Below are 17,917 nucleotides of genomic sequence, written 5' to 3'. Positions count from 1 at the left end.
TTTTGGAATATTTAATTCCAAAAGCCTTTTATTTTTTTAAAGCGTATTTAACTGTGATGATTAACAATCCATTCTCATATTCTGCAAAAATTTCTCCATGATGAATTTCAACTATCCTTTTTGAAATAGCTAGTCCTAGTCCTACTCCTTGATTACTTAATCTGCCTTTTTCACCAGTATAGAATCGATCAAACAATTTATTTAAATCTTTATTAGGTGATTCTTCAACTTGATTTATTACCTTTATAACAACGTCATCTTCCTGTTTATTAAGAGATATCTGTAAGGTAGAGGGCTTCACACTATACTTAATTACATTCATAAAAAGATTTTCGTAAACTCTTACAACCTTTTCTATATCTATTAATACAGTTGCTTCATCATCAATTTTCTTTTGGACACTTATTTTTTCTCGTCCAAAAATCGGAATATACTCTCCTATTATTTGTTCTAACAAATCACTCATATTTACTTCACTAATGTTTAATTGTATTTTGGGATTTGATAAACGGGTATACTCAAATAATTCATCAATTAAAAATTTCAGATTTTGTGACTTTGAATAGCTTATCTCTAAATACTCATTATATTTTGCGTCAGGACTATATTCTCCCTTTTTCAGTAAATCTAAATAGCCAATTAATGAAGTTAAGGGTGTTCTTAAATCATGTGATACATTTGTAATAAGTTCATTTTTCCCCTTTTCAATTTCTCTTTCATGATGAAATTTGTTTTCTAATTCTTTTGACATAATATTAATATTATTTGCTAATTGAGTTATTTCATCCTTACCTATTACTTCAATATTTAATCCTAGATTTCCATTAGCAATTTGTTGTACGCTTTCTGTTATATGCTTAATATACTTTAATTTTTTTCTTATTAAAAATAAGAAACAAGCTATAAAAGAGCTGATGATAGCGAGAAATTCAATTGTAATATATACACTTGCGAAAGTAGGAGTTGTTTCAATCATATTTAAATCAATATAGTAAAGAAATAATCGTGATACTAGGATAGAAATAAACATTGAAAAAAATAAACTTATCGCAAATGAGATAAGCAACCTTACTGTAATTTTATTCCTAAATTTAACAATCATATTATGTAGCCCACACCCCAAATCGTTTTAATATAAATTGGATGTTTCGGATCTGGTTCGATCTTTTCCCTTATTTTAGTAATATGGACCATTACGGTGCTATCTGACTTAAAATAGTCTTCTTTCCAAACTGCTTCATATATTTTTTGTATACTAAGCACAATGCCTTTATTATAAGCTAGAAGCTCCAATATATCGAACTCCTTAGGGGTTAATCTCGTTTCTTTCCCTTGAACAAAAACCTGTCGTGTATCTGTATTAATTTTCAATTCGCCTATCTCTATTATTTTCCTATTATTTTTTATTTCCAAATTATATTTATGAGAACGTCTTAATTGAGATTTTACCCTTGCAATCAGCTCTAATGGGTTAAAAGGTTTTGATAAATAATCATCTGCTCCAGATGTTAATCCTTGTATCTTATCTATGTCTTCAGATTTAGCTGAAAGCATAATTATGGGCATACTCTTTTCTTCTCTTATCTTTAAACAGGCTTGAATACCATTCATTTTAGGCATCATGATATCCAAAACAATTAAATCAACATCAATTGATTTTAATAATTCTAAGCCTTCAAAAGCATCTGCTGCTTTAAATGTTTCCATTCCTTCATTTTCTAAGTATACAGAAATGAGATTCCTGATATCATTATCATCATCAATAATAAGTATTTTTGGTATCATTGTTTCTCCTCATAATAATCTTTAATTTAACTTGATAGGGCTATACACAAACATGTTTCCCTATTAATTGTAGCAGTAATCAATTAAAAAAATAATAAATACCTTTCAATTTTCTCAAGACTGGAAATCATTTGAAAACGTATTTAAAATTAATTAATCAATACCAAAGAAGGTGGAAGAATACGTTAATATCTTTGAAGGCGTACCCTCAACGCTCCTTTTCATTAATTTAGTTGGGACACTAAATAGCTTAGCAATTTTATAACATACCCTTTTGATTCATTCAAGCTGTCTTGAACGCCAATGCAAGATGGGCAACCTGCTTCACATGGACAACTTGATACATGTTGTAGTGTTTTGTCCAAAAGTTGCTCCCATAAATCGTATACTTTTTCACTTAGACCAATACCACCAGGATACTTGTCATAAACAAAAAATGTTGGTAGCTCATTATGCGTTGCCTTTATTTGTGGCACGACAGCAACATCACTACTATCACATCGAATGAAAATCGGAATAAAAGCATTAATGGCATAAGCAGCACCAACCATAGCTCCATCTAACTCTGCCTCTGACCATTTCGATGGTGCTTCAAATGATAGCCAAGATGAGCTAGTATGCATTTCATCAGGTGGTAAATGAATTGTTCCCGACCCGATATTGTCCTGTTTTCCACCGAACTTTATTTTCTTAAAAATTGTTGCTTGTGCGACTAAGCCAACATCGCCAAAGCAAATCGTACCGCCCACATATGAACGGCTACGATCCTCCTCCAATACTTTCATTTCAACTGCTAGATTGGCATCTGTATAGTAATCTACATCTACTTCCCGTACAAAGGCTTTCTTTTCTTCCCAATCAAGCTTCTCCACTTGGAATTGAATACCTTGGTGTAAGTAAATGGCTTCTTCATGCAAGAGTGTCATGGCACTATGACGATCCATTTCACCAATGACCTTTGTCTGTGCAGGGATGGACAGATCAATAATAACCACATTTTCCTGTGACGCAGAGCGCAGGCTAATATCATGCGCAGGGAAACGCTCACTCATCCAATGCCATTTATCACTCGTCTTAAAGACAACCCCTTCCTCTGCTAAATATTCCAACAATTCCTGTATGTCATATTCCCCATACGAATCGCCTGTTGAAAAGGGTAGCTCGAAGGCGGCACATTTCAAATGATCCATTAAAATCAGCATATTTTCTGGATAGATACGTGCTTCCTCTGGTGTACTGCCTAGTAAAAATAGTGGATGATTGACCACATATTGATCCAATGCGGAAGATTGTGCAACATAAATAATCAATGCCTCATCCTGACGTCTCCCCGCACGTCCTGCTTGCTGCCAAGCACTCGCAATATTTCCCGGGTAACCTGTCATAATACATGCTTGTAATTGACCGATATCGACACCTAATTCTAATGCATTGGTGCTAACTACTGTTTGAATCGTCCCATCACGCAAGCCTTTTTCGATGACACGTCGCTCAGATGGCAGATACCCACCGCGATAGCCACGAACAGATTCATCAAGCAGCTTATTACGTGTTAGTTCCTTTAAATAGGTTACAATCATCTCTACTCGTACCCGACTTTTAGCAAAAATAATCGATTGAATGCCAGCTGTGTACAGCCTTTTGGCTAAATCACTAACCTCTAAAACAGCACTTCTACGCACGCCAAATGTTTTATGAATAATCGGCGGATTGTAAAAAAGAAAGGTTTTCTTGCCAACTGGTGCACCCGAATCAGCAATGAGCATATGTGATTCATTCGTTAGCAGCTCAGCAAGTTCCTTAGGATTTTTAATGGTAGCTGATGTACAAATAAACACAGGTTTACTACCATAAAATTCACAAATTCTTTTTAATCTCCGAATAACATGAGCCACATGGGAACCAAATACACCTTTGTATGTATGCAATTCATCAATAACGATATATTGAAGATTTTCAAAAAGTGAAACCCACTTTGTATGATGCGGTAAAATTCCCGAATGAAGCATATCAGGATTTGTCATCACGATATGCCCAGCCTTCCGAACCTTTTGGCGAATACCTGGAGCCGTATCTCCATCATACGTATAGCTTAAAATCTCCTCACCACTTTGCTCGATTAGTTCATTCAAATCATTTTTTTGGTCCTGTGCCAATGCCTTTGTTGGAAATAAATAAATGGCACGCGCATTTTTATCTTCCATTATTTTTTGTAGTACTGGCAGATGATAGCAATAAGATTTACCTGAAGCAGTTGGCGTAACTGCTGTAAAAGACGTACCACTCTGTGCCAAATCAAAAGCCTCTCGCTGATGTGTATAAAGTTGCTCGATACCTCTTGCCTGCAAGGCTTTCACTAAAGACGGATGTAAATTTCCCGGAAAAGGTGCATAGTTGGCTGGGCGTCCTTCTAATGTTTGCCAATGCAAGATACGCTCTTTTAGTTCTTCATCATATCTCCACTCATGTAAAAGCTCACTAATCGTTCGTTTCTTCGATAGCACCCTCTTCTACCTCCTTTACTAATCGTTCAAAGATTTTCAATGTATAGGAGGTAGAGTGAATCGCATCTAAAAAACGTTTTTTACTTGTTTCTTTATAAAAAGACTGCACAACAAATTGCTCCATGGATTCTGCCGCTGAAGCAATTTGTTGTGTATGCATGTATTTCGGTCGATTTTTTTGAATCCATTTATTGGCTTCTTGCTGCCATTCCTTCAACAGTTGATGAATTTCATCTGCATGTGGCTTTACCTCTTGAAAAAAATCGGGTGTTCGATCTTCCTCACGCATTTGCCAAAAACGTGAAACACATTGATCACATTCATCTATTAATTTGGATGTTTGCTGGATAACTAACAATTTTGCACCTCATCTCTCATCAATTACACATAGCAAATATATTTCGTAGTGACTGCATATACATGGTGAATATGTCTTGTCCAGCATGTCCACTATGGAAATATCACTATTCTTGACACCTATTTACCTCACCTTTATGGCAAATATTGTATCAATTTTCATGCTATTGCGTTAGTTCAATTGCTTATGAGATAAGTGTACCAAAGTCTATCATTTTTCACTACTAATAGGCGAACAAGCATTCTTTACTTGCCAGTTCTTTTCTGCTAAGCTTACTTTTTGGCTAACCGCTTTGAGCTGCATAAAAAGATGCAACCCATGAGCATTGTTTTCCAGTGACACTCTCGTGAAAAGTAATTGATTGACCAGATCTAACTGCGCAACTAGTTGTTCTAACTTGTTCAAAATAACGCCTCCTTTGCTTTACTTTAGTATTCCTCGCATGTATAGAATTACCTTCATGCGTGACAAAATAAGCGTAAGTTAGCTGAAAGAAGAAGATTTTCGATAAAATTTTAATAATGAACCTTCGATCTGAAAAATCGTCATGAATGAAAGGTCTCGATGTGAGCATATTTTCATCCTAATGGCCTATTTAAATTTATCAGTTATTTTGACGATTCGAGTAATAAGGAAGCTGGCGATTTTTCGACGCAAATTATTCATACTTACCATCGGTTTTCTACTATTCTAGTAACAATTACATGACTGATGGAGGTAGAGAATAGCCACTAAAACATGGTAAACTAGTGGATAGAAAAGCAGTAAGGTAAAGGGTGAGCTTAATGACAATTCGTTATCCAAACGGGAAATTGTATACCCCAAATGCTTCTGTACAGAAAACAGAAAAAAAGAGCAAAAACAAAGATTTATCTTTTAGTAATCGTGGGAAGACGCTAGAAGATGAAATTAATGAAGCAAACGACTATTATATAAAAAGGCGACTTGCTATCATTCATAAGAAACCTGTTCCTGTGCAAATCGTCAAAGTAGAGTACCCTTCACGAAGTGCTGCTGTCATTCGTGAAGCTTATTTTCGAACACCCTCTACAACCGACTACAATGGTGTTTGGAATGGGCAATATATAGATTTTGATGCAAAGGAAACGGCTTCCAAAACAAGTTTCCCTTTAAAAAATATTCATGAGCATCAAATGACGCATATGCAGCAAGTGACGGAACAAAATGGTGTGGCTTTTATTATCGTTCGCTTTTCTGCTTTTGAACGATATTTTATTGTGCCATACGAAGTTTTACAAAAGGCCTGGCAAGCAATGGACAATGGCGATCGTAAATCGATACCCTTTTCAACAATCGAAGAAGAGGCATATGAAATTCCCACAAGTTATTATCCACGTATCGATTATTTACCCATCATCCAACAATTGATCGATGCAAAATGCTACGGGTCTGAAAGTGAGGAGAAATAAGAATGACTGAACGTCGTCGAACACGTGGAGAGCATCAAAAAGCTCTCGCTGAAAAAAATAAAAAGAAAAAAACCAAACCAGCCTCATCCACTAAGTCATGGTTTAAACGCATTTTCTTAACAGTCTTAGCTATCGGTGTGGCAGGCTTAATTGGAGGAGCTGCATTATTTGCCTTCTATGCAAGCACGGCTCCAGAGCTCGATGAAGAATTATTGAAAGATCCTGTTTCTTCAGAGTTCTACGATAAAAACGGTGAATTATTTGCAACAATCGGTGCTGAAAACCGTAAATATATAAAATATGAAGATATACCTGAAGATATGATCAATGCTATTCTGGCAACAGAAGATGTACGCTTTTTTGAGCATCATGGTATGGATTTTTATCGTCTTGGTGGTGCCATTCTAGCAAACTTCCGTGATGGCTTTGGTGCACAAGGTGCATCGACTCTCACACAGCAAGTTGTCAAAAACTCATTTTTACAAAACGAGAAGAAATTAAAGCGTAAAGCACAGGAAGCATGGCTTGCCTTCCAGTTAGAACGTAAGTATACAAAAGAAGAAATTTTTGAAATGTACTTCAATAAAATGCTTATGTCAGGTCGTATCTATGGCTTCGGCACAGCCGCACAATACTTCTATGGTAAAGAATTAAAAGATTTAACTTTAGATGAAGAAGCACTATTAGCAGGGCTAGTGCAACGACCAAATGCGTATAATCCATTAAAAAACCCTGAGCTTGCAAAAAAACGTCGTAATACCGTTCTAGGATTAATGAATCAACATGGAAAAATTTCTAAAGCGGAAATGGAAGAAGCAAAGAAAGCAGAAGTCCAATCAGGTTTAGCGGATGATGCAACACGCCAATCATTTGCAGGTTCCAAATATGATGCCTTCCTGGATATTGTTATTAATGAATTAGAAAATAATGGTGACGGTTCGGCAATGGCAGAAGGAATCAAAGTCTATACGACGCTTGATCCAAATGCTCAACAAGTTGTAGAAAATGTGATGAATGATGATAGTAATTTCCCAACTGAAGATATTCAGTCAGGTGTGGCTGTCATCGATACAAAGACAGGTGCCATTCAAGCCGTTGGTGGCGGTCGTAAATATGGTGCAGAACGTGGCTGGAACTATGCCGAGGACTTAACAAATAATCAACCAGGTTCTACAATGAAACCATTAGTTGACTATGGTCCAGCAATCGAATATTTAAAATGGTCTACAGGTCAAACACTTGTCGACGAACCAATGAACTATACAGGTACAAAACAAACAATCACAAACTGGGATGGCAGATATATGGGTGCCATGACTGCACGTAAAGCATTATATGCTTCACGTAACGTTCCAGCTGTCAAAGCATTACAAGAGGTCGGCACTGAAAAAGCCAAGGAATTTGTTGGACGTTTAGGAATTGAAACAGAAAATCTATACGAGTCAGATGCAATTGGCGGTGGTGCGATTACCATCTCCCCTATTCAAATGGCGGCTTCCTATGCTGCTTTCGGAAATAACGGGGTCTATACAGATCCACATTCGATTACAAAAATTGTTTATCGTGATGGTAAAACGTCTAAAAACTACACACCTGAGTCTAAAGTGGCGATGAACGATTATACGGCTTACATGGTAACAGATATGCTACGTGATGTAGTCGGCAATAAGCCTGATGCTTCTGGTACTGCTGCCAATGTTCCTGGCTTAGATATCGCAGGTAAAACAGGTACAACCAACTACTCAGCAGAAGATTTTAGCAAGTATAATTTACCGAATACGAGTGTGCCGGATTCCTGGTTTGCAGGTTACACAACAAATTATTCCATTGCTATATGGAGTGGCTATGAAAAACACTTTGATCCTATTACAACATGGGAAGAACGTCGATTACCACAAAACTTATTTAAGACCATTATGCAAGAAATTTCAGCGAACGTTGAAACAGCAAGCTTTAAAAAGCCAAGTACAGTTGTAGAAGCAACGGTGGAAGTTGGCTCTAAACCTTTAAGATTGGCAAGTGAGTATACACCTAGCGAACTACGTCAAACAGAGCTATTCGTGCGCGGTACGGAACCAACAGAAGTTTCTGAGGTCTATGAGGCGCCAGAGCTATCTACACCTTATAATGTATCGGCAAGCTTAGATTTAGGAGCACAGTCCATCAATATTTCTTGGGAACATGATGCCATCCTAAATCCTGAAACGGATGAACCATTACCAACTTCATTTGAAGTTTCTGCCACACGACAAGGTGGAGAAACGGTTATCCTAGGTACAGCGGACACTAATGGCTTAACTGTTGCGAACACGCTTGAAGATGGTAATTATACAATCTCTGTCGTAGCCATTGTGGATGGCACACGTAGCGAACCTGGTACAACTACCTTCCAGATCGCAAGTACCCCTGAGGAAGATTTGGAAACCGAAGATCCAGATGAGCCAGAAATTGACTTACCGATTGATCCTGGTCAAGAGGACAATAATAATGGTAATAACAATAATGGCAATGGTGACAACGGCAATAACAACAATAATAATGGGAATGGCAATGGGCATGGAAATAACGGCAATGGTGGAAACAATGGCAATAACGATGGCAATCAGCAGCCAACACCACCTACCGAACCTACCAACCCAAATGAAGAAGATCAAAACACAGAATAAACAAAGAAACACCGAGAAGCATTTCTGCTTCTCGGTGTTTCTTTTAGATAGTGAAGGCTGAGGAGGCTATCCGTCAATATTGACGTTCTATCCATCAGTTTTGATGCTTTATCCGCTACTTTCCGCGGTCTATCCTTCACTTTACCTGTTCTATCCACTTCTTACACTCTATCCTTCACTCTGCGCAAGCTATCCATCAGTTTTTACGCTTTATCCGCCACTTTTCAGGGTCTATCCTTCACTTTACCTGTTCTATCCACTTCTCATACTCTATCCTTCACTCTACGCAAGCTATCCATCAGTTTTTACGCTCTATCCGCTACTTTTCGCGGTCTATCCTTCACTTTCCTTGTTCTATCCACTTCTCACACTCTATCCTTCACTCTACGCACGCTAGCTTTTACTAGCTTGAATCCGCAGTCGTGCTGTGCGCTTTTTCGTTTCTTTAAATAGCTCATCTAGTTGACGATAGCATGCATATTGACCTGGCTTAGCTTTAATAAAGGCTAATCGCTCAACCCCATTAATCGGTAGCACTTCATCGCCTGCATCTTGCACAAGTTGTTCAAATAGCTCGATGGCATCTTCCATTAGCCCTTTTGCCAGTCCATTTCTTGCATCATGTGCTGTATGGATAGCGGCTTGTAGTGAAGTCCATTGGGCAAACCATGCATCTACTTTTTCTTTTGCAATGGCTTCACTATTCATGCTTCCTTCACCATGCCTTTCTTTAAACGCTTTTGCCCTTCACGACAATCGTCGAGTAAAGGGCAAGTACCACATCCAGGATTTTGTGCCTTACAATGATAACGTCCAAAGAAAATTAATTGGTGATGCGTTTTTGACCATTTGTCCATTGGCGTTTTCTTCATAATCGTTTCTTCCACTTCAAGCACCGAATCTTTCCATCGACAGAGCCCTAGGCGTTTGGATACTCGCTCCACATGGGTATCCACTGCAAGTGCTGGAATATCGAAGGCTACTGAAAGCACAACATTGGCCGTTTTTCGACCTACGCCTGGTAATGTCACCAATGCTTCACGTGTTGCAGGGATTTCGCCACCGTACTCATCTAGTAAACGTTGACATAGAGCCTGAATGTTCTTCGCCTTATTGCGATAAAGGCCAATAGAGCGAATATCCTGTTGCAATTCCTCTATGGAAACAGCTAAATAATCTTCTGGTGTTTTATATTTTTGAAATAAGGTTTTCGTTACTTTATTGACTAGTACATCTGTACATTGTGCAGATAATAATGTGGCAATCGTTAGCTCAAAAGCATTGTCATGGACGAGCTCACAATGTGCGTCGGGAAACATTCGATCCATTTCTTCTAGACAATGCTCCCACTGTTTTTTCGTTAACAAACTGGATGCCCCCTATTCTCTTTCTTCCAACCAATTATAAAAAGGTACTTTACTCGTTGATTGCGATTCTGGCTGAGCTGTTCGAGCTGGTGCTCTGTTAAATGTCTGTTTCTCACGGAACTGCTCACTTTGCTTTTGTGCGGCTTGTGGTGTTGTAATATTTTTCTTTTTCCACTCTAATAAAATGCGATCAATATAGCGTATACTCAGTTTCCCAGCAAAGACAGCCTCCTTTAGCGCCTCTTTGATGAGTGCTGGACTATGCTTGTCCTCATCAAGCCAACATCCAATTTTTTCAAGCTCTAAAGGAGATAAAAGGCGCCCCATTTCCTCTTCAAAAAGACGGAATATCTCACCTTCTTCTTGTTGAAGAGTCACTGCCGTTTGTTGTTGCTCTTTCATATCAATCATCTGCAAAATGCGCTCCCAAAGTGGGTATACGGAATACTTTTCATATAGCTTGCCTCCTGCATCAACATCACGTGTAATTTCAAGGAATCCCTTTTGCATTAATCGCTGTAAACGTGATGTGATGTCATTGTCAGCCATTGTGAGACGATTCTTTAGATCATTCGGTGTCGGGAAGTCATTCCCCTCCATATGAAAGGCTAATAAGTGCATGACAATTAGTGCCTCTTCATCCTCCATATTTAACTCCTTATAAAACTGAAAAAAAAGCTGAGGAATGGGAATCATTCTCTGCTCAGTCCATGTACGGAGTCGATGATTATTTACGTTCATTATTCTCCAGACCCCTTCTTTAAGTAAGTAGAAAAGCCGCGTAGATAGTTCACTACGCGACTTTTAAATTGATTAGCTTATGGATATAAGCGGTTCAGTAAACGTGGGAATGGAATCGTTTCACGGATATGTTCTGTGCCTGAAATCCATGCGACAGTTCGCTCTAACCCTAGACCAAAGCCTGAATGTGGAACAGAGCCATGTTTGCGAAGCTCTAAATACCATGCATAGGCATCTAATGATAGGTTATGCTCTTCCAGACGTGATTTTAATAAATCATAGTCATGGATACGCTCAGAACCACCAATGATTTCCCCATAGCCCTCTGGTGCAATTAAATCAGCACATAATACAACATCATCACGATCCGGATGTGGCTGCATATAGAATGGTTTAATGCCTACTGGGTAACAAGTAATAAATACTGGTTTGTCAAATGAGTTCGCAATCGCTGTTTCATGTGGCGCACCAAAATCATCGCCCCATTCAATATCGTCGAAGCCTTGTTCATGTAAAAGCTTAATCGCATCATCGTACGAAATACGAGGGAATGGCGCTTTAATGTTTTCAAGTGTCGATGTATCACGGCCAAGTCGCTCTAAATCTAATTTGCAGTTTGCAAGTACAGATTGTACGATGTGTGCTACATATTGTTCTTGTACTTCTAAATTTTCTTCAAATTCTACAAACGCCATCTCAGGCTCGATCATCCAAAACTCGATTAAATGACGACGAGTTTTAGATTTTTCAGCACGGAACGTTGGACCAAATGAGAATACTTTTCCTAAAGCCATCGCAGCCGCTTCCATGTAAAGCTGACCAGATTGAGATAGATAAGCATCTTCATCAAAATATTTTGTATGGAACAGCTCTGAAGTACCTTCAGGTGCAGAACCTGTTAAAATTGGTGGGTCCATTTTTGTAAAACCGTTGTTGTTGAAAAATTCGTATGTAGCGCGAATGATTTCATTACGAATTTTCATAGTAGCATGTTGTTTACGAGAACGTAGCCATAAATGACGGTTATCCATTAAAAATTCTGGACCATGTTCTTTTGGTGTGATTGGGAAATCAGTTGCTGCATGTAGTACCTCAATACCAGTTATAGCAAGCTCACAGCCAAAGCTTGAACGTTCGTCAGCTTTAACCTCACCTATAACATACATAGAAGTTTCTTGCGTCATTCCTTTTGCCGTAGCAAAAATTTCTTCGCCCACTTCTTCTTTCACAACAACACCCTGTACAAAGCCAGAGCCATCACGTAGCTGTAGGAACGCGATTTTTCCGCTTGAACGTTTATTGGCTAACCAAGCGCCAATTTTGACTGTTTCACCGATATGCTGTGGCATATCTTTAATCATAATTTTTTTCATAGAAATCCTCCAAAGTCGACTAGCAGGATTAGTCTTGCCATTTTGATTTTACAAATGAATCAATACGACGGACTGCCTCTTCTAATAAGTCTAAAGATGTAGCATAAGATAATCGCATTGTAGTTGGTGTGCCGAAGCCAGAGCCTGGAATCACTGCTACGTTTGCTTCTGTTAAAATATCCGCAGCAAATGCATCTACTGAATCATAGCCAGTATGAGCCATTGCTTCTGCTACGTCTGGTAATAAGTAGAATGCACCCTGTGGCTTTAATACATGGAAGCCAGGAATAGCACTTACCTGTGGATAAATTTTTTCAAGACGAGATTCAAATGCCTGACGCATTTCCTCTACTGTATCTTGAGATCCATTATAAGCCTCCACAGTTGCATATTGTGCTGTTGTTGTCGCGTTAGATGTTGAGTGTGATGCAAGGTCAGTCATTGCATTAATAATGTCTGCGTCGCCTGCAGCATACCCAATACGCCAGCCTGTCATAGAGTGAGATTTTGCCACACCATTTACAACGATTGTACGTGCTTTCACTGCATCAGAAAGTTGTGCAATTGAAAAATGCTCAATACCATTGTATACAAGCTTCTCATAAATTTCATCTGACACGATTAAAATATCTTTTTCTTCTGCAACAGCAGCAAGTTCTGCTAGCTCTTCACGAGAATAAATCATGCCAGATGGGTTGCTAGGAGAATTGATAATCACGGCTTTTGTTTTGTCTGTCACAGCTGCTCTCAGTTGATCCGCTGTAATTTTATAGCTTTGTTCACGTGTACCTTCAACATATACTGGTACGCCGCCAGCTAATTTCACTTGTTCTGGATAAGACACCCAATAAGGAATTGGAATAATAACCTCGTCGCCTTCATTTAAAATCACTTGGAATAGCGTGTATAAAATATGCTTTGCCCCTACACCCACAATGATTTCATTTGGCTGATAGGCAAGGTTATTGTCGCGTTGAAGCTTATCAATAATGGCTTTTTTCAGAACTGGAAGTCCGCCAGCAGGTGTATATTTTGTATACCCTTTTTCCATTGAATCAATGGCTGCATTTAAAATGTTTTGAGGTGTATTAAAGTCTGGTTCACCAGCCCCAAGACCAATAACATCAATACCTTGCTCTTTCAATGCTTTTGCTTTCGCAGTAATCGCTAAAGTTGAAGATGGTGTTAAAGTTTTTACACGTGTTGCTAATAAATTTTTCATTCGGGATCTACTCCTCTTATAAATTCGTAATGCGCTTCCACCAGTCGCCATCCTTAAACATAATATAGACATAGTTGAGCTGGTCATGGTCGTTCAGATACGTAATTTCCCAAACCGCGCCAGGCTCCTCATAGCCTAATTTCATGTGGAGGACTTTTTGTACATTTCCTTCATTTTTAAAAACCGATAATGCTTGCTTTTCCGTAATACCATCTTCTACTAACACTTCCTGAATGGAATCCTCGTCTAGATTCGTCGGAACAAAGACAGCTTTTTTATCACCGTATTCGTCTACCCCGAACACAGTAACATACGAATGTTTGCCATTATATGTGTAGGACTCCGATACAATTGCGAGGGCTTTGGCATCGAGTGCCAACTGTTCAGCCTGCTCTTCAATTGAACGGAACGGAGCCTCGGCTTTCCAGAGTACTAAAATACTAATGACAAGTGACAACGAAACAATAAAGACAGAAATGAAAATTAACCAGTTTTTCATCTATTCACCTTATGTTTCACATCGAGCTGTTTTGGTATAACACATAGCTGATGCATGTGTGTGTCTATAACTGTGTAACCATTCATTTTGCTTTCCATTTTGTCAACCTGCTTTCTTTCCTCATACCACAACATTATACAACAATTTTGTACTGTGGTGTTTCTTAATTTCATATATTGTACGTTGCTAGAACAACGTTTTCAAATGATGACTACAGTAAATTTCATTCCAGATAAAAAACGCTTCTTTTTAGGAATAAATATCATGGCTAAATCAAAATAAAAATTCCTATTTAACCATGTAAATAGGAACGAGTAATTATGATAATTCGTATAGCACACAGCTAGCACGGCCATTCGCTTTTGCTTGGTATAAACAGCTATCTGCTTGCTCAAATAGCTCCTTGTATTGATAGTTTTTCTGATTATTCACACAAGCCCCCATACTGACCCTTAAAGGATAGCTTTGCTGTTCTTGTTCGAGCTTTAGTGAGAGCAAATAGGCATGTGTGTTATGGACCAATGTTTTGATATAGTCCTTTTGTGAATGCCTAAAACAAATGATGAATTCATCTCCGCCATAACGAATAATTTTCACATCTTCATCCTGTAAAAAATCCTTCAAGCTGTTAGCTAAAAGCTGTAAAATCATATCCCCAAACAAATGACCATGCGTGTCATTAAATAATTTAAAATAATCGACATCCAGTACCGTAATACATACATAGGATTGCGTCATTTTCGCTGCATTCAGCCATTCCTGTACCTCATAGTCTAAAAAATGTCGATTTAAAACACCTGTTAATGGATCATAATGTGCTTTTTTCTCAAGCTTTTCTTTTTGACGCTTAAATTCCAAGTTCATTACTTGTTGTAATAAACTTGCAACACTCATTTTTTCTGTGAGATCAATATATTCACGCTGTACATCAAAAATTTCATCTCGCCAATCCAATTGATACAATACATTTAACAGTAAGCGCATCACTTTTTTTGTAATCGGCTTATCCCCATAGGATTGAGCAAGTTCTATCGCTTGTTTATAATAGGATACGGCTTCTTCAAGCTTTTGCTGCTTTTCATATAAAAAACCATAGCCAAACAGTGCCGCTACTTTTTCGCGTTTATGGTGCTGAATAATGTCAGAAGATAGTGTACTGTCGAGCAATGCCTTCCCCGTCAAAAAATCTCCTTCTAAAATATACACATCTGCTAAATTATTATTAATACGAATATCATGTAATTTTGCTAAATCAGGCATTGTTCTAGATAGGGATTTATTATACGCTTTAGCTAATAGCCCTGCTTGAAGTGCTTCCTTTGTGCAGCCCTTCTCTACCTCTAGATAGCATAAATTATTATGACAACGAACAAGCATGATTGGATCTTGTAGCTCCTGTGCATAGGCGATAGATTTTTTCGTCATCTCCACCGTTTTTTCACGGATACCCACTAAATCATAGATTAAGGACATCACTAAATGATAATGCATTAAATCTTTAGTCGTACCATAATTTTGACAAATGGCTTCATAATCATGGATAAGGCTGACCATGCTTAATGTGTCACCTAAAGAATGATGAACTAATATTTTTTGATAATACAAATCCAATACATATGGATAGTTATTGCTCTCTAATGCGACTAAAAGTCCTTGATCAGCTAGCTTTAGCGCTTCTATTAAATACCCCTTTGTGCGCATCTCCATAATCGTTTTATTTAATTCTTCTAATGTTAATTCCACCGTTTCACCACTTCTCCATGCCCTATATCATCCAATTTACTTTGTGCTTTCTCAATTATAAGACATATTTATTCACTTCGTCCGCCTTTTTCGTAAGATACCAACTATTACCTATATTGCAAAAATCGCTTGTGGTGATTGTTCTAAAATCTTACATCAATTTGCTTTCAAAATGAATCATCTTATTCCAACAATAATCTGTAGCTAAAATTTTTATGTCTTTACACATTTTTCTCCATTTTTGTCCTCGTTACCTATTGTTTTTACCCATATGATGAGATAATTAGCCATTTTAAGTATTGAAAAGGGACGTGATGTTGTGAGTATGCAAATTAACCCCTCTGACCCAGCAACGATTCCAAAATTTGTAGATGAACTCCCAAAACCAATGATCGCTAAACCCAAATACAGTAGAGGGCAACAAAAGAATGATTATTACGAATTGGTTATGATGGAAGGCCAGCATCGTTTTCATAAGCATTTTCCAAACTCATTAATTTGGGGATACAATGGGCTTTATCCAGGACCAACCATTGAAGCTTCTAAAGACAAAACTATCTACGTGAAATATAAAAATCAGCTGCCCTTACAGCACTTTTTGCCAGTAGATTTTACGCTTCATGCCGCCAACGATTCAAAAGAAGTGAGGACCGTCACTCACTTACATGGTGCCAATGTGGATTGGCAAAGTGATGGTCATCCAGAAGCATGGTACACAAGAGACTATCGGCATACTGGTCCAAAATTTAATAAGGAAATACATGAATATACGAATCATCAGCCGGGCACTACCATGTGGTATCATGACCATGCCATGGCTTTAACACGTTTAAATGTCTATGCAGGATTAGCAGGCTTTTATTTACTGAGGGATGCACTTGAGGAACGTTCCAATTTACCATGTGGAGACTATGAATATCCGATTTTAATACAAGATAAATCGTTTAACGAGGATGGCTCATTGTTTTATCCTGATGAACCACCATTCCCAGTTCCCGTTCACCCCTCTATCACACCAGGCTTTGTTGGCAATACGATAGTGGTTAACGGAAAACTATGGCCTTATTTAAATGTTGAGCCACGTAAATATAGATTTCGGTTTCTAAATGGCTCCAATCGCAGAGGCTATGTCATCGGCCTGTCAAATAGTCAACCAATGTTTCAAATTGGTACAGATGGGGGGTTTTTAGCAGCTCCACAACTTATCCAATCTGTCGAGTTGCTGCCAGCTGAACGCACAGATGTCATTATCGATTTCTCAAGCTGTGCTGGACAGGAGATCACCTTACTTAATACTGATACTGATTTCAGTGATGAACATACAAATGTGATTATGCAGTTTCGAGTAACTCTGCCTTTAAAATGTGAAGATACAAGTGAAATTCCAGAAAGACTTGCCGTTTCTATGGACCTACATCCACACCACGCACATATCGACAGACAACTGCCACTGACAGCGACCACTGATGAGTTTGGGCGACCTATGTTACTATTAAATGATCGTATGTACCATGACCCAGCAACAGAAAAACCATCTTTAGATAGTGTGGAAATCTGGAACTTTATTAATGCGACGCCTTTTATCCATCCTATTCACCTACATCTTATTCAATTTAAAATTCTGGAACGAAGGCCCTTTGATTTAGAGATCTATCAAAATGAAGGCATCGTACAATTTACAGGACCGCCTGAAGAACCGCGAAACTATGAACGAGGGTGGAAGGATACGGTGAAAGCTGATGCTGGAAAGGTTACGAAAATTATTATGCATTGGAAAGATCATATCGGAAATTATATGTGGCATTGTCACTTCCTGGAGCATGAGGATCATGATATGATGCGACCAATTCTCGTCATGAAAGACGTCCATGCTGTCCAGCAGCCGCATGCAGAAGTAGAACATTCAGCGTCACATCAAGAAACAACCGCTCCCACAAATCCTACTAGCACTACAAGTACTACCCATCATAGCGAATCGCCAGCACCACTATTACATGCGGCAGAACACTCATCACATGAGGAAGAAAAGGAAGCCTCTCCTATTCAAGAGGAATCGATTGCTGTTCATATTGGAGATAATACACAGCACATGCCACCGCTACTGTTCCCAACCATTCCTACCAATATTCCTACTAGCAGGCATCGGCCTCGTCGTAGAACAAGAAGATTTTAACTAACGATTGCTTTACAAAGAAAACTACCAATGAAAAGGTGGTTTTCTTTGTCCTA

At 38.3% G+C, this 17,917-nt stretch carries 15 protein-coding genes; 3 read left to right on the top strand and 12 right to left on the bottom strand.

Annotation, left to right across the window (positions count from 1 at the left end; all coding sequences use genetic code 11):
- Nucleotides 1-28 precede the first annotated feature (28 nt).
- The 5 genes from JTI58_RS17065 to JTI58_RS17045 all read right to left on the bottom strand — a co-directional run bounded on the left by JTI58_RS17065 (nucleotide 29) and on the right by JTI58_RS17045 (nucleotide 5,052).
- Complete coding sequence (locus JTI58_RS17065; RefSeq protein ID WP_205442483.1) at nucleotides 29-1,102, bottom strand: HAMP domain-containing sensor histidine kinase; 1,074 nt, start codon at nucleotides 1,100-1,102, stop codon at nucleotides 29-31.
- Complete coding sequence (locus JTI58_RS17060; RefSeq protein ID WP_205442482.1) at nucleotides 1,099-1,785, bottom strand: response regulator transcription factor; 687 nt, start codon at nucleotides 1,783-1,785, stop codon at nucleotides 1,099-1,101. Before JTI58_RS17060 ends, JTI58_RS17065 begins: the two co-directional genes overlap by 4 nt.
- Before the next feature lie 224 nt (nucleotides 1,786-2,009).
- Nucleotides 2,010-4,289 (bottom strand): DEAD/DEAH box helicase, encoded by a 2,280-nt coding sequence (locus JTI58_RS17055; protein ID WP_205442481.1) that lies wholly within the window; start codon nucleotides 4,287-4,289, stop codon nucleotides 2,010-2,012.
- A complete protein-coding gene (locus JTI58_RS17050) occupies nucleotides 4,264-4,647 on the bottom strand; it encodes a YppE family protein (protein WP_205442479.1) in 384 nt (127 codons plus the stop codon). The genes JTI58_RS17055 and JTI58_RS17050 overlap by 26 nt, the downstream gene beginning before the upstream one ends.
- 210 nt (nucleotides 4,648-4,857) lie before the next feature.
- On the bottom strand, nucleotides 4,858-5,052 hold the full coding sequence (locus JTI58_RS17045) for an endonuclease (RefSeq protein WP_205442478.1): 195 nt from the start codon (nucleotides 5,050-5,052) through the stop codon (nucleotides 4,858-4,860).
- Between the two features lie 380 nt (nucleotides 5,053-5,432).
- Here JTI58_RS17045 and recU point away from each other — a divergent pair, with 380 nt between their 5' ends.
- Nucleotides 5,433-6,077: a Holliday junction resolvase RecU gene (recU, locus tag JTI58_RS17040; RefSeq protein ID WP_205442477.1), complete on the top strand. Its 645-nt coding sequence runs from the start codon at nucleotides 5,433-5,435 to the stop codon at nucleotides 6,075-6,077.
- A gap of 2 nt (nucleotides 6,078-6,079) precedes the next feature.
- Nucleotides 6,080-8,743: a penicillin-binding protein 1A gene (locus JTI58_RS17035; protein ID WP_205442475.1), complete on the top strand. Its 2,664-nt coding sequence runs from the start codon at nucleotides 6,080-6,082 to the stop codon at nucleotides 8,741-8,743.
- 393 nt (nucleotides 8,744-9,136) lie between these two features.
- Here the strand turns inward: JTI58_RS17035 and JTI58_RS17030 are convergent, their stop codons facing one another.
- The 7 genes from JTI58_RS17030 to JTI58_RS17000 all read right to left on the bottom strand — a co-directional run bounded on the left by JTI58_RS17030 (nucleotide 9,137) and on the right by JTI58_RS17000 (nucleotide 15,688).
- On the bottom strand, nucleotides 9,137-9,451 hold the full coding sequence (locus JTI58_RS17030) for a YpoC family protein (protein ID WP_205442474.1): 315 nt from the start codon (nucleotides 9,449-9,451) through the stop codon (nucleotides 9,137-9,139).
- Complete coding sequence (gene nth, locus JTI58_RS17025) at nucleotides 9,448-10,110, bottom strand: endonuclease III (protein ID WP_048389975.1); 663 nt, start codon at nucleotides 10,108-10,110, stop codon at nucleotides 9,448-9,450. Before nth ends, JTI58_RS17030 begins: the two co-directional genes overlap by 4 nt.
- Before the next feature lie 12 nt (nucleotides 10,111-10,122).
- Nucleotides 10,123-10,851 carry a DnaD domain-containing protein gene (locus JTI58_RS17020; RefSeq protein ID WP_205442473.1) on the bottom strand — a complete coding sequence of 243 codons (729 nt, stop codon included), beginning with the start codon at nucleotides 10,849-10,851 and terminating at the stop codon, nucleotides 10,123-10,125.
- Nucleotides 10,852-10,928: 77 nt separating this feature from the next.
- Nucleotides 10,929-12,224 (bottom strand): asparagine--tRNA ligase, encoded by a 1,296-nt coding sequence (gene asnS / locus JTI58_RS17015; RefSeq protein ID WP_205442471.1) that lies wholly within the window; start codon nucleotides 12,222-12,224, stop codon nucleotides 10,929-10,931.
- A 28-nt stretch (nucleotides 12,225-12,252) separates the two neighbouring features.
- Nucleotides 12,253-13,446, bottom strand: a complete 1,194-nt coding sequence (locus tag JTI58_RS17010; RefSeq protein ID WP_205442470.1) for a pyridoxal phosphate-dependent aminotransferase — start codon at nucleotides 13,444-13,446, stop codon at nucleotides 12,253-12,255.
- A gap of 16 nt (nucleotides 13,447-13,462) precedes the next feature.
- Entirely contained in the window at nucleotides 13,463-13,945 is a 483-nt protein-coding gene (locus tag JTI58_RS17005) for a cell wall elongation regulator TseB-like domain-containing protein (RefSeq protein ID WP_205442469.1), read from the bottom strand.
- 318 nt (nucleotides 13,946-14,263) lie between these two features.
- Nucleotides 14,264-15,688 carry a tetratricopeptide repeat-containing diguanylate cyclase gene (locus JTI58_RS17000; protein ID WP_205442468.1) on the bottom strand — a complete coding sequence of 475 codons (1,425 nt, stop codon included), beginning with the start codon at nucleotides 15,686-15,688 and terminating at the stop codon, nucleotides 14,264-14,266.
- Nucleotides 15,689-16,013: 325 nt separating this feature from the next.
- On the opposite strand from JTI58_RS17000, the gene JTI58_RS16995 reads away from it, so the two are divergent.
- Nucleotides 16,014-17,861, top strand: a complete 1,848-nt coding sequence (locus JTI58_RS16995; RefSeq protein ID WP_205447372.1) for a multicopper oxidase family protein — start codon at nucleotides 16,014-16,016, stop codon at nucleotides 17,859-17,861.
- The last annotated feature ends 56 nt before the right edge of the window (nucleotides 17,862-17,917 follow it).

Origin of the sequence: Lysinibacillus fusiformis, from assembly GCF_016925635.1 — a bacterium.
In the GTDB taxonomy this organism is placed as follows: domain Bacteria; phylum Bacillota; class Bacilli; order Bacillales_A; family Planococcaceae; genus Lysinibacillus; species Lysinibacillus fusiformis_F.
The sequence above is the reverse complement of the archived record's forward strand: the minus strand, read 5'-3'. Positions and strand labels throughout refer to the sequence as shown.